This window comes from Haliscomenobacter sp., from assembly GCF_041740695.1.
Lineage (GTDB): Bacteria > Bacteroidota > Bacteroidia > Chitinophagales > Saprospiraceae > Haliscomenobacter.
Window position 1 is genome coordinate 76,641 of record NZ_JBGSLK010000029.1, and the last position, 12,648, is coordinate 89,288.

The window sequence follows — 12,648 nt, forward strand, 5'->3', positions numbered from 1 at the left end:
ATCAAGAGTGCATGCGCATTGGCAAACGTCATTGCACTCTTTGCCTCCATCGCCCAACCGCAATAAATTGCGGTTGCTGCCCTGGATAACTACGCTAACGCGTACACCGACTCTTTGTCGGCGCGCTTTGCCTTGCATCACCAAGTAGGTTTATGCTTTAGTTAGGGCAAAGCAACCACTCCTACGCGAGGAGTAGTGACCCCAGAAGATCGGAGGCTCCGATCATCTTTGGCGACCTGCCATTCCCCCACATCAGGAGGAAGTCGCAGCGCTTCGACTTCGTAGCAAGTCGAGGCTGGTTCGCTGTCTGCCAAGGGCAGACGCCGCCAATTATCTTTGGCAGCATTGGATTTATTCGCCTTCATGCGAATGAATTGGATAGCCTCACTTTCGTAGAAGAGTGAGGCTAGTCCGCTGGTTGCCAAGGATAAGCGGCGGTACCGCTTATCCTTGGCAGCATTGGATCTATTCGCATGAAGGCGAATGGATCGCGTAGCCCCATCTTCATAGAAGGTTGAGGCAAATTTGCTATTTCCCATGCTAAGATTTTTCGACATAATCCAATTTCTTCATCGGTAATGGATTTGCGCAGACATTAACCCTAAAGTAGCCGATCAATAAGGGTTAATGTTTATTTCAAGGAACATGGTATCCTCTAAAGGATTTTTCAAATTTAATTTATTACCATCAAAAAAGCAATTCAAATATGTGATTTTTAGAAAATTTTAACATCCTACTCCGTCATTATCAATTTGATCAATGTCCTGATGTTTTTTGTTGACGTCTTTGATGAAGGTGACGTGGATAGTGGGTCGTCATCAGCTCAATAAACGCTTCTACATCGCGCACAGCGTTGTTGAACTTGGTGCAATGCAGGTAGTCATTGATAGCGATGGCCAACGGGTAGTTGGTACCTCGGGATGGGGTGGCGACAGTCTGCTGGGGTCCGTCTTTGCGGACGAGATCGCGATCGGGCATGAATTGGGATGTGCAAGGGGAAGGGATGTAAGACGCTCCTAAATACAACAACTCTACCCTTTTGTTTTTTCGCTTATCATTTCCTATCTTCCGACTCAATATCAAACACTAAGACACCATGACCAATATCCCAGCTTTTGCCAATACCATACTCGACCTGATTGGAAAAAATGAATTGAAAGCAGCCACTCAGCAGCTCCAACAATTGCTACAAAGCAGCCCCTTGCTGGATGAAGCCATTGGGCAGTCGGCCCGGCTGAGCGAGCTTATGCAGCAAATCCAGCGAGGCACCATTAATGTGGATGACGCCAATGTGGAAAAGAACAAGCTGCGTTATGCTTTGATCGACCTGGTGCGGGAAGTGGAGGAACAAGCTGAAAGTAATCCGGTGCTCAAGCAGCAGGTGGAAAGGGTGCTTAATGAACAAGTAGCTGGGAATAGCAACCAGATGACGGTGACGGGGAATGGGAACATCGCGATTCAGGATGTGCGGGGCAGTGAGATTAAGATACAGACGGGGGGAACGGTGCAGCAGGCGGAGAAGATCTATAACATTGACAAGATAGATAAGGCGGATTTTTCTTAACTCATTGAACTCCTTAGAGATGAAAAACCCATGGATAAAATTAGCAACCTTTACACTAAGTGGATTTGAACTACATCCACCTGAGAATTATGAATACCCAAAGAATCAAAAAACCGGAAAAGAGCTACCTTATTGTTGTAAATTTCATACCAAAGCCTACGAAGGAATCCAAGAATGGTTCACTAAATTCCCCGATTGTTGTGACACACATCGAGAACTCAAGGATAATCCACAGTTTTCCAAGTCGCAATATGAAAACATTGCAAATAAAATCATCAAGCAAATTTCCTTTACTGAACACATCGTTGCTACAAAAATCAATGAGATTGACTGGTTTGAGGACATTACGGATTTCATTATTGCAAATCTGGAAAGTCTTGGTCACCCCAATATTGGTTGGGATCGATACTTATCAATATTGGAGTATCGGCTTCGTGATAAAAAATGGCTTAAAACGAAAAATATTCCTCTTTATAAATCATTGACTCTATTGGAGTACACGCAAAAAGAATTCAGAGCTGCATCAGCTGATGAACAAGACTCGTTTGATCTTGATCTACTTTATGAAACATACGGTAAATGGTTAGCAATTTTCCCTTTTGAAATTAGTTACTTTGAGCACTTGAAGGCTTCTTTTGAAAGAAGAATACCATTCTTGAAAGGTGAGCCTCAAAAGAACAGGTATACAGGTCTCTCAAGGGTTAAAGGACATACTAAATCAAGTTTAGTTCAGGTTTTGTTGACGATAACCAATGAACTACTTGTCAATATCAATGGGTTAAAACTGTATGAAAAAGGGAAAATATCCAACATTCAACATGCTGAAATTGAAATACTTAATGCACATCGCAGGCAAAATTTAAAAAAAGGGTACATTCACGATTCTTCGGAAGAAGAACGACAATTTCATGCAATTATCAAAGAGTGGCTAAATGATGAACAAATCTACTTAAGTGAATTAAGGCGGATAATTGCCGAACCTCCAGGCACTAAGATTTACAACATCAACAACATTGATAACGCCAATTTTTCCTAACCCTGTCTAAACATGCAAAACGAATCCCATATCCAAGGCAGTCAAAACATTGTCATTCAAGGTGCCAACAACAGTAGTATTGTGGTCAAAGTGGGTGATGAAGTCCGCGAAATCAAGGCAGACATTGAGGAGTTGAAAAAACTATTGTTGGCGAATGGTCAGACCAGTTTTCAAATTGCTGATAAAATCTACAATATTGGCCAAATCGAAACGGCTACCTTCCAGCTTTTGATCCAGCAATTGCCATTTCAAGTTCCCAAAAACCTAACTCCCCCACCCTTCCAGCCCGAAGTCTTCCTGGGACGGGATGTCGAGTTGCAAGCCATAAAGGAAAAACTATTTGCGGGTACAAACCTTCTATTGCTGGTCAATGGTATAGGAGGCGTTGGCAAAACCTCCCTTGCATCCCGCTACTACCACCATTATCGTCATGCTTATTGTCATGTAGCCTGGCTACTCAGCGAAAGAAGTATCAGTAATGCTTTGCTACAATTGGCGGCCCCGCTGGGAGTCCAGTTTGAAGATGCTATGCCCAGTGAGCAACGTTTACAAAAATTGCTCACATCCATGGCTGAGCTTCAGGAGCCGGTGCTTTTGGTAATCGACAATGCTAATGAACTGGAAGATTTAGAAGCCAATTATCAACACTTACGCCGGTTGAGTAATTTTCATCTATTGGTGACCACCAGAATCACTGAGTTTGGCCAAGCGGATAGTTACCGGATTGGTGGTTTGCCGCTGGAGCACGCGAAGGAACTGTTTGTGCGCTTTTACCCCAAACATGAGGCAAGTGAAGATGCCTTGTTCGAGCAGATATATGACGCAGTAGATGGCAACACCTTGGTAATCGAATTATTGGCAAAAAACTTGCGGGAGTTCAATCGACTGCGAACAAACTATTCTCTGCCGGAATTGCTTGCTGATTTGCAGGCAACTGGGCTCTTGGCAATCAGCAGGAGCAAAGATGTGGAGACGGATTACCATTCACGTGGCTCTTTGCGCAAAGAGAAGCCGGAGGTAATTGTAGCGGCGATGTACGATTTGGGGGATTTAAGTGTGGAGGAAAAGCGGCTAATGTCGGTGTTTGCGGTGCTGCCAGCGGAGCGGATTGAGTTTGGGGTGTTGGTGGAGTTGCTGCCAGAGACGACTGAATTGGATACCCATTTGCTGGCTTTGGCCCAAAAGGGCTGGCTGGATTACGATGAAGCGGGAGCTTCCTTTAAAGTAAGTCCGGTGGTGCAGGAAATTGTACGCAAGAAAAATGAAACCTTGAGGACAGATTGTCAGGGCTTGATAGATGCGCTGAATGAAAAACTGCTGTACGAACCCGGGACTGGCCATTTTCTGAATACCAGCTATAGCGAAGCAGCCCTTTTTGCCCGCTATGCGGAAATACTGGTAGGGTGCTTTGCGGAGGCCGATGATGATCTCACCATACTTTGTGAACAATTGGGGAGCTTTCATTGGACAACAGGCAATCTAGCGCAGGCGCTACGGTTTTTTGAACAATACAATCAATTGGAACTACAACTCTTCGAGGCTTATCCCGACAACGTCGCTTTCAAAGACTCGCTCGCCACTTCTTACCAAAAATTAGGAGAGACCCACGCCTCTTTGGGCAATTTAGCGCAGGCCCTACGGTTTTTTGAACAATCCAATCAATTGGAACTACAACTTTTCGAGGCCTATCCCGACAACGTCGCTTTCAAAAACTCGCTCGCCATTTCTTACCAAAAATTAGGAGAGACCCACACCTCTTTGGGCAATCTAGCGCAGGCGCTACGGTTTTTTGAATATTACAATCAATTGGAATTACAACTCTTCGAGGCCTATCCCGACAGCGTCGCTTTCAAAAACGTGCTCGCCATTTCTTATCAATTCCTTGGGATTACCCACGCCTCTTTGGGCAATCTAGCGCAGGCCCTACGGTTTTTAGAACAATTCAATCAATTGTCACAACAACTCTTCGAGGCCTATCCCGACAACGTCGCTTTCAAAAACGTGCTCGCCATTTCTTATGCTAAATTAGGAGAGCCCCACGCCTCTTTGGGCAATCTAGCGCAGGCGCTACGGTTTTTTGAACAATACAATCAATTGGAACTACAACTCTTCGAGGCCTATCCCGACAACGTCGCTTTCAAAGACTCGCTCGCCATTTCTTATCAATTCCTTGGTCATACCCACACCTATTTGGGCAATCTAGCGCAGGCGCTACGGTTTTTTGAACAATCCAATCAATTGGAACTACAACTCTTCGAGGCCTATCCCGACAACGTCGCTTTCAAAAACTCGCTCGCCATTTCTTATCAATTCCTTGGTCATACCCACACCTCTTTGGGCAATCTAGCGCAGGCGCTACGGTTTTTTGAACAATCCAATCAATTGGAACTACAACTCTTCGAGGTCTATCCCGACAGCATCGCTTTCAAAAACTCGCTCGCCATTTCTTATCAATTCCTTGGGATTACCCACGCCTCTTTGGGCAATCTAGCGCAGGCGCTACGGTTTTTTGAACAATCCAATCAATTGTCACAACAACTCTTCGAGGCCTATCCCGACAACGTCGCTTTCAAAAACTCGCTCGCCAGCTCTTATCAATGCCTTGGTCATACCCACGCTGATTTGGGCAATCTAGCGCAGGCGCTACAGTTTTTTGAACAATACAATCAATTGGAACTACAACTCTTCGAGGCCTATCCCGACAACGTCGCTTTCAAAAACTCGCTCGCCAGCTCTTACTCTACTTTAGGAGAGACCCACACCTCTTTGGGCAATCTAGCGCAGGCGCTACAGTTTTTTGAACAATACAATCAATTGGAACTACAACTCTTCGAGGAATTCTCTGACAACGTCACTTTCAAAAACATGCTCGCCATTTCTTACCAATTCCTTGGTTATATCCACACTTCCTTGGGTAATCTACAGCAGGCACTCCAGTTTTTTGAACAATACAATCTTTTGGGACAACAACTCTTCGAGGAATTTCCAGACAATGTCGAATTCAAAAGCACGCTCGCTAGTTCTTATCAATTCCTTGGTAATACCTACGCTAATTTGGGTAATCTACAGCAGGCACTCCAGTTTTTTGAACAATTCAATCAATTGGGACAACAACTCTTCGAGGACTTCCCTGACAAAGTCACTTTCAAAAACATGCTCGCCATTTCGTACGCTAAATTAGGGATGATCAAACTGATGCTCAGCAAAGTGGATCAAGCTCAGGCAGCATTTGGTTTGTGTTTTCAACATAGCCAGGAACTATACCAACTTGAGTCTGAAAACAGCAGTTTTCAATCCACTTATGCTGAAGCCATGGCGATACGTGCTGCACTAAAAAAATTAGCAGGTGCTCACCCACAAGAAAATTTTGCGAGGGCCCTGCAACTGTTTGATGAATTGCACCAAAAGAGCGGCTCGGAGTATTTTGCCCAAAAAGGTGCAATAGTTGTCCAAATGCAAGCCGAAAACGCCGATCTCAGCGCATTGATCATCGAAATGGTAAAGCCATAGCCCCTGGCTCATATGTACAATCTTCAGCAGCCCAGCAAACCGAATCTCGGCCTGCAAACCCCGTTCCCAATCCACTCGCAACTCCACTGCCTGCAGCAGTTCAGGTAATTTAATTTCCAGCTACCCTATCCTATTTTTAAAACAAGAATTCAGGTAAACATTGACACCATTGAGCACATTGACACCATTGAGCACATTGACACCATTGAGCACATTGACACCATTGAGTACATTGACACCATTGAGTACATTGACACCATTGAGCACATTGACACTATTGAGCACATTGACACCATTGAGCAAATTGACACCATTGAGCACATTGACACTATTGAGCACATTGACGCTATTGAGCACATTGACTCCATTGAGCACATTGACTCCATTGATCAAATTGACGCCATTGATCACATTGACACCATTGATCACATTGACACCATTGATCACATTGACACCATTGAGCACATTGACACCATTGAGCACATTGACACCATTGAGCACATTGACACCATTGAGCACATTGACACCATTGAGCACATTGACACCATTGAGCACATTGACACTATTGAGCACATTGACGCTATTGAACACATTGACGATATTGAGCACATTGACGCTATTGAGCACATTGACGCTATTGAGCACATTGACACTATTGAGCACATTGACACTATTGAGCACATTGACGCTATTGAGTACATTGACGCTATTGAGCACATTGACGCTATTGAGCACATAGACGCTATTGAGCACATAGACACCATTGAGCACATAGGCACCATTGAGCACATTGATACCATTGAGCACATAGACGCTATTGAGCAAATTGACACCATTGAGTACATTGACACCATTGAGCACATTGACACTATTGAGCACATTGACACCATTGAGCACATTGACACCATTGAGCACATTGACACCATTGAGCACATTGACACCATTGAACACATTGACACCATTGAGCACATTGACACCATTGAGCACATTGACACCATTGAGCACATTGATACCATTGAGCACATTGACACCATTGAGCACATTGACACCATTGAGCACATTGACACCATTGAGCACATTGACACCATTGAGCACATTGACACCATTGAGCACATTGACACTATTGAGCACATTGACGCTATTGAGTACATTGACGCCATTGATCACATTGACGCTATTGAGCACATTGACGCTATTGAGCACATAGACGCTATTGAGCACATAGACGCCATTGACGACATTAACGCCATTAATGCCATTAACGCCATTGAACACATTGATACCATTGAGCACATTGATGCCATTGAGCACATTGATGCCAAATACCATCAATGGAACCTTGGAAGTATAGACTGCATTGACTACCTTTGTAGTCAAGGTGGCATTGACGACATTGATCGTCGATACCAGGCGGTTTCAAAACTACAAAAAAATGGCTATAACCATAGCAATGGCCAACCACAAGGGTGGAGTTGGCAAAACAACCTCGGTGCAGAATTTGGCCGCGGGTTTGGCTCGGCGCGGGTACCGGGCACTGATGGTGGACTTTGACCCACAATCCAATCTATCGGACGCCTTTGGCTGTGCGGATCCTGAAATCGGGATTTACGATGCCATGATTGGCGAGGCAGCTACTCCAATTGTCACAATTAGCGAAAACCTGGACCTGGTGCCCTCGCACATTGGGTTGGCCAATGCCGACATCCAGTTTAGCACCAAAATTGGGCGGGAGAAAATCCTGGATGGCCTGCTGAACAAAATCCGGGACAATTACGACTACATTTTCATTGATTGCCCCCCTTCACTGGGTTTGTTGACGATCAATGCCTTTTCCACCGCAAATGAGATTTACATTCCACTGGATGCCGAGTACTTCAGCATGCGGGGTTTGGACAGTTTGCAGGAATTGATCAATGAGATTCAGCAGCACGTCAATCCGAGTCTGAAGATTGGCGGGGTGTTCTTTACCAAATTTGACCCACGGCAAACGCTCAAGAAGGACGTGGAGGTGATTATCCGCGAACGGTTTGGGGCGCTGGTATACAATACCCGCATCAGCAACAACGTGGCCGTAGCGGAAGCACAGGCGCAGGGCATCGACGTGTTTGAGTACAACAAACGCGCCAAGGCATCGAAGGAATACGATGTGATGGTGGAGGAGATGTTGAGTCGATATTCAGTGAAGGTGAAGTAACGAGTGAAAAATAATTTCACGTTTTGCCTTGCTCTTTTGAACTTACTCTTCCTATCTTTTTCGTTAAATAGGCTTCTATTCGCCTCAAAAGATACTTGATTAAGCTCAAAATAGCTACAGCAAAATCGCTAACTTATTTTTCACTCGTTACTAAGTAATTATCAAGCAGGCAAACAACCCAAGATATGGCAAAGAAAAGTTTTGCAGGTGCCTTAAGTGGTGAGCGCAAAAGTCGCTTGGCGGGCATCGTGTCTCCACAGGTGGAGGTGGTAAAAGAACAGGTAGAGGAAGTGCTCCCGGTGGCCCCCAGCGCGGTCGCCAGTGCTGAAGCGGAAGTGGTGGCTGATCCGGTTGATACTACGGATGAATTCCCCTTGATTCCTGAAGAGGCAATGGAGGAGCTGCGCCAAAAAGCAGCCAAATATGTGCAGGATGGCCAGGGGCTGACTGTTGAAGTGCCGGAAGTGCCCGTGGCAGTGAACCCTGAGCCTAAGGCGGAAACTGCGCCTAAAGAAAAAGCTCGGAGCAATACGCGTAAAGCGGCGGAGCCTAAAGAAGGGCCCCGGGAAAAGATGAACTTGTTTATTGAAACTGGGTACGAGTTTGGGATTCGGGTACGGGCAGCGGCGGCTTCGGAGATGATGGATTTGAGGGAGTTTGTGGAGACGGCGTTGACGCATTACATGAACGAGGTGATTGGGAATAATGTGGTGAACAAGGCTGTGGGGAAGTATAAGGAACGGAATAACTTGAAATAAGGGAAGGAAGGAAGAGAGAGAAAGAGAGGGGGCCCTGCTGCGCAGGGCTTTTTTTTTGAACCACCTAAGAAACTGAAGGCACTTAAGGGGCACTTAAGGGCGAAAGCGATAGTTTTTAGCACAAAGAAAAAATAAGAGGACATAGAGGGCACAAAGTTAGGCTTGGGCAGCTTCGCTGCGGTTTTTTTTTGAACCACCTAAGGCACCTAAGGGCACCTAAGCAAGGATGCGCTCAGGGGTTGAGGTAGATGAAGGGGGCTGTACACGGCTCAATTTAAGTGACGTGACTCTACTCTATTGAGAGGATCCTGCTGCGCAGGGCTTTTTTTTTGAACCACCTAAGAAACTGAAGGCACTTAAGGGGCACTTAAGGGCGAAAGCGACATTTTTTAGCACAAAGAAAAAATAAGAGGACACAGAGTGCACAAAGTAAGACTTGGGCAGCTTCGCTGCGGTTTTTTTTGAACCATCTAAGGCATCTAAGGGACATCTAAGGAGGGATGCGCTCAGGGGTTGAGGCAGAGCGAAGGGGGCTTTTCCTCCGCCCTGCCTTGGTCGATTTAAGCTTCGATGTCCACCGTTTTGAGTTTGGCTTTCAGTTGTTCTTCCAAAGATTTCCAATAAGCGAGTTTTTCCTGGAAGTTGGTCAAGCTATCCTGGAGGCCTTCCTGGAGGGGACCCTCTTGCAGTTTGAGTTGTGCGCGGTTGACCTGATCGGTGTACTTGCTTACGTACCAACGGATGCGTTCCTTGCCATGGCGAATCACTTTGCCATCGGTGAAACGGCGGTGTTCAACCGTGTAAATGTCATCCAGTGGCACATCTGCGGGATCGAGGGTTTCCCCTTCCTGTTCAATTTGCCTGATGACCTCGTTGCAAGGCATTGCAACGGCTTGCAACAGCGTTTCTGCCTCCCGAGGCGAGGTACGGCTGGCAGGTAGCCTAAAACCGATCTGAGGGCGATTGCGGGGGCTTTGCTCAGTAGGAACAGCAGTAGGGTAGGGGGCAGCGGAGGGGATGGACTGGAAGTTGCTGGTTTTTTCCAGGTTCTCCAATCGATGGCTGATGGCCAGGAGTACCTGGGTCACATCTGGAGCCGAGGGTGGAGTAGGAGAGGGACTGGCCAGGGGTTGGGGAGTTGAGGCAGGAGGAGCTGCACTTTGGGGATTATTGGCCAGGTATTTCTCGGTGAGGTGCTCCTGGGTTTTCTTTTTGTATTTGAACTGAAACCAGATACAAAGGTACATCAGCAAAGTAGTCAAGATGCTGATGACGCCAAAAGCGGTTCCATTGCCAGTGGTTTCGCGTTGCCACTTGGCCAGGTCTTGTTGGTACTGCTCCTCTGCGAGTGCCCGCTTTTCTTCATTGGACTTGGGGACGTTGGTGATGGCGGCAATCAAGTCCTGCTCGCGTTGCTCGGCCACCTCGGTGCGGCGTTTCCACTCCTTAGCATCCTTGTCGGAAAGTTTACCCTTCCAGCTGCGGGTGGATTTGTATTCCTGGACCCGGTTTTGCGCTTGTTGCACATAGGGGCTCAGAACAGCTGCCACGTTTTCCGGTTTTTCCTCCTGAATCTCCGTTTTACGGGGCTTCTTTTTGATGTTTTCGACTAGGTCAAAACCTCCGGGGATGGAGGTACCCAGCGACACCGCGGCACAAAGGATCAGGCCGGCCAGGGCGCCGTTGTTGTCACTTTGGTGTTTGCCACCGTCGAGCCAGAATTCCTTGAAATAAGTGTTGCCTGCAAAGCGATGCAAGAGTTCAAACCCGACGATCAAAAAAACAGTAATGAGCAACGTAAGTTGGGAACCAAAAGGCAGTTGGCTAATGAGGCCATATATGAAAGCATAAACAGCACTGAACTCGGTAATGCCGCTCAAGGCCAGGATGAACCAAACTCCGATGACGGAAAAAACATAAAGCGTTTTGTAACGCAGGTGGTAGGGTAGGGGAGTGAACTCCCGAGAAACATTCTCATAGAGACGCTTCTCATCATCCTCTTTCTCGCGGGCACGGAAAGGGTTTTGGATAATCAATCGATTTTCCATAGATTTGTACTGACTTTTATAGTTAAACCATACCCTGTCTAGCTATTCGCAGTAGCTATTCAGGGTTTTTCTTTGCCTGTTTGCTCCCCTTCGGTGGGTTCTTCATCGGTCAAGCGGCCCTGCGCCTTGTAGTGTTCCTCAACGATTTTGCTGACAATGTAACTCACTGCACGATCCTGATCTTTGGCGTCTTTGAGGGCTTCCTGGTGTGCTTTTTGGCTGAGGTATATTCCGACTGATACTCCTTTCTGTTTGCTCGCTTTTGCCATAGAGAGATTTTTGTGATCGGGCTAAGTTAACAAAAGCTGAAACATGAGAGGGGTTGTAATTTTTCTGCAATTTATGCAGATTGTGCAGAAAAACAAAACATTCAATTTATTTTTCAAAATGTGTTGCTGAAAAACTCCTAAAAGCATAGACCAAAGAGGGATCAGTTGGCAAAAGGGGAGAAGCCTTTGATGTGTAGTTGCTATTGAGTGGGCAGTCACTAACCGTTCCTCAATACAATCATAAACCCAAAACTCAAGGTCTGAAAGGAGCCAAGCATCCTCAAAAAATAAATTAAAAAAAAGTTAACCTAAAATTTGGAAAGTTACGTGTGTTTGTATTTATATTGCCATCACCAAATTACAACAATGTTTATTGCAAATCGTAAGTAAAAAACCTATAACGCTACCTCCTTTGTCAGGTAGCCCTACATTCAGTACAAGTATTTTTATTAAAGCTACCAAAACTAATTTGCTTTACAATCAACAACTTAGGATTGTCATACCTGCCCGGGTGTAACCAATGCTAAGCTGACCAATCATTGTCCTTTAATTTCATTGCGTGAAGAGCGCAGTGGAAAATGTAAAATTATTGCTGTAATACACCATTGCAGAATTAAACCTTGTTGAGTCATGAATAAGACGACGACCCGTATTTCCTATTGCCTGGGGATTTTACTGATTTTACTGAACTACAGTGCTTATGCGCAGCATGTGGATGGTTCTTCTCAAAGCAATCCCATTATTGTGCCTCAAAGCTTGGCAACTGCCTATTTCTCGTATAGAAGCGATATTACAGCAAAACAATATTGGTTTGAGGTAAATGGAAGCAATGCCAGTCAGATTGTACCTACTCCTACTTCTACAAATACTGAGGTCAATTTCAATTTATTGAGCATAAGTTACAGCTCACGACAAGGTAAAATCGTTGAGATTCAGCGCCGAATGTGGTTGGCTGGTAATGTTACAGATAGAGACAGTAATTATTACGTCTTTCCTTTTAATCCTGTCGTGGAATTGAAGGTTTGTAATGGTAAAATTACTGCCAAAGATAACTCAGGAAATGACCCTAGCCTAGTTCGTACATATGAGTTGTATTACAACAATACTTTAGTAGAATCACCTTTAACTAGGGGTGTAATTCAAATTGTCGCACCTCATCATTAAGCTGCGGATTTCCTGAAAATATTAGTGATGAGATCGAATTTTTGGCTGCGTAAAGCGACCCTAAGTTTGATCATCTTATCGCAACCATCATCAGACCAGCGTTGC

At 45.4% G+C, this 12,648-nt stretch carries 11 protein-coding genes; 6 read left to right on the forward strand and 5 right to left on the reverse strand.

Annotated elements, in window-relative coordinates; translation table 11 throughout:
* Positions 1-161 precede the first annotated feature (161 nt).
* Positions 162-539, reverse strand: coding sequence for a hypothetical protein (locus ACEW9O_RS06755; RefSeq protein ID WP_373549380.1), 378 nt, complete (start codon positions 537-539; stop codon positions 162-164).
* 217 nt (positions 540-756) lie between these two features.
* Entirely contained in the window at positions 757-978 is a 222-nt protein-coding gene (locus tag ACEW9O_RS06760; RefSeq protein ID WP_373549381.1) for a hypothetical protein, read from the reverse strand.
* Between the two features lie 118 nt (positions 979-1,096).
* Here ACEW9O_RS06760 and ACEW9O_RS06765 point away from each other — a divergent pair, with 118 nt between their 5' ends.
* From ACEW9O_RS06765 to ACEW9O_RS06775, 3 genes are read left to right on the forward strand one after another with little or no spacing between them, the layout of a single operon-like run.
* Positions 1,097-1,564 carry a hypothetical protein gene (locus tag ACEW9O_RS06765; RefSeq protein WP_373549382.1) on the forward strand — a complete coding sequence of 156 codons (468 nt, stop codon included), beginning with the start codon at positions 1,097-1,099 and terminating at the stop codon, positions 1,562-1,564.
* 19 nt (positions 1,565-1,583) lie between these two features.
* Positions 1,584-2,600: a hypothetical protein gene (locus ACEW9O_RS06770; RefSeq protein ID WP_373549383.1), complete on the forward strand. Its 1,017-nt coding sequence runs from the start codon at positions 1,584-1,586 to the stop codon at positions 2,598-2,600.
* A gap of 12 nt (positions 2,601-2,612) precedes the next feature.
* Positions 2,613-6,110: a tetratricopeptide repeat protein gene (locus tag ACEW9O_RS06775; RefSeq protein ID WP_373549384.1), complete on the forward strand. Its 3,498-nt coding sequence runs from the start codon at positions 2,613-2,615 to the stop codon at positions 6,108-6,110.
* A 120-nt stretch (positions 6,111-6,230) separates the two neighbouring features.
* On the opposite strand, the gene ACEW9O_RS06780 is transcribed toward ACEW9O_RS06775, so the two are convergent.
* Complete coding sequence (locus ACEW9O_RS06780) at positions 6,231-7,487, reverse strand: hypothetical protein (protein WP_373549385.1); 1,257 nt, start codon at positions 7,485-7,487, stop codon at positions 6,231-6,233.
* Positions 7,488-7,542: 55 nt separating this feature from the next.
* On the opposite strand from ACEW9O_RS06780, the gene ACEW9O_RS06785 reads away from it, so the two are divergent.
* Both ACEW9O_RS06785 and ACEW9O_RS06790 read left to right on the forward strand, forming a co-directional pair.
* Positions 7,543-8,304, forward strand: a complete 762-nt coding sequence (locus tag ACEW9O_RS06785) for a ParA family protein (protein ID WP_373549386.1) — start codon at positions 7,543-7,545, stop codon at positions 8,302-8,304.
* Positions 8,305-8,489: 185 nt separating this feature from the next.
* Positions 8,490-9,062, forward strand: a complete 573-nt coding sequence (locus ACEW9O_RS06790; RefSeq protein ID WP_373549387.1) for a hypothetical protein — start codon at positions 8,490-8,492, stop codon at positions 9,060-9,062.
* Positions 9,063-9,622: 560 nt separating this feature from the next.
* On the opposite strand, the gene ACEW9O_RS06795 is transcribed toward ACEW9O_RS06790, so the two are convergent.
* Together ACEW9O_RS06795 and ACEW9O_RS06800 are read right to left on the reverse strand one after the other, a co-directional pair.
* Entirely contained in the window at positions 9,623-11,110 is a 1,488-nt protein-coding gene (locus ACEW9O_RS06795; RefSeq protein ID WP_373549388.1) for a hypothetical protein, read from the reverse strand.
* Positions 11,111-11,169: 59 nt separating this feature from the next.
* Complete coding sequence (locus ACEW9O_RS06800) at positions 11,170-11,379, reverse strand: hypothetical protein (RefSeq protein WP_373549389.1); 210 nt, start codon at positions 11,377-11,379, stop codon at positions 11,170-11,172.
* Positions 11,380-12,009: 630 nt separating this feature from the next.
* On the opposite strand from ACEW9O_RS06800, the gene ACEW9O_RS06805 reads away from it, so the two are divergent.
* On the forward strand, positions 12,010-12,543 hold the full coding sequence (locus ACEW9O_RS06805; protein WP_373549390.1) for a hypothetical protein: 534 nt from the start codon (positions 12,010-12,012) through the stop codon (positions 12,541-12,543).
* The last annotated feature ends 105 nt before the right edge of the window (positions 12,544-12,648 follow it).

Excerpts from the sequence above, each read along its gene's own strand:
- ACEW9O_RS06805 (WP_373549390.1), top strand. The coding sequence starts at position 12,010 with ATGAATAAGACGACGACCCGTATTTCCTATTGCCTGGGGATTTTACTG.
- ACEW9O_RS06765 (WP_373549382.1), top strand. The coding sequence starts at position 1,097 with ATGACCAATATCCCAGCTTTTGCCAATACCATACTCGACCTGATTGGA.
- ACEW9O_RS06785 (WP_373549386.1), top strand. The coding sequence starts at position 7,543 with ATGGCTATAACCATAGCAATGGCCAACCACAAGGGTGGAGTTGGCAAA.
- ACEW9O_RS06755 (WP_373549380.1), bottom strand. The coding sequence starts at position 539 with ATGGGAAATAGCAAATTTGCCTCAACCTTCTATGAAGATGGGGCTACG.
- ACEW9O_RS06775 (WP_373549384.1), top strand. The coding sequence starts at position 2,613 with ATGCAAAACGAATCCCATATCCAAGGCAGTCAAAACATTGTCATTCAA.
- ACEW9O_RS06790 (WP_373549387.1), top strand. The coding sequence starts at position 8,490 with ATGGCAAAGAAAAGTTTTGCAGGTGCCTTAAGTGGTGAGCGCAAAAGT.
- ACEW9O_RS06760 (WP_373549381.1), bottom strand. The coding sequence starts at position 978 with ATGCCCGATCGCGATCTCGTCCGCAAAGACGGACCCCAGCAGACTGTC.
- ACEW9O_RS06795 (WP_373549388.1), bottom strand. The coding sequence starts at position 11,110 with ATGGAAAATCGATTGATTATCCAAAACCCTTTCCGTGCCCGCGAGAAA.
- ACEW9O_RS06770 (WP_373549383.1), top strand. The coding sequence starts at position 1,584 with ATGAAAAACCCATGGATAAAATTAGCAACCTTTACACTAAGTGGATTT.
- ACEW9O_RS06800 (WP_373549389.1), bottom strand. The coding sequence starts at position 11,379 with ATGGCAAAAGCGAGCAAACAGAAAGGAGTATCAGTCGGAATATACCTC.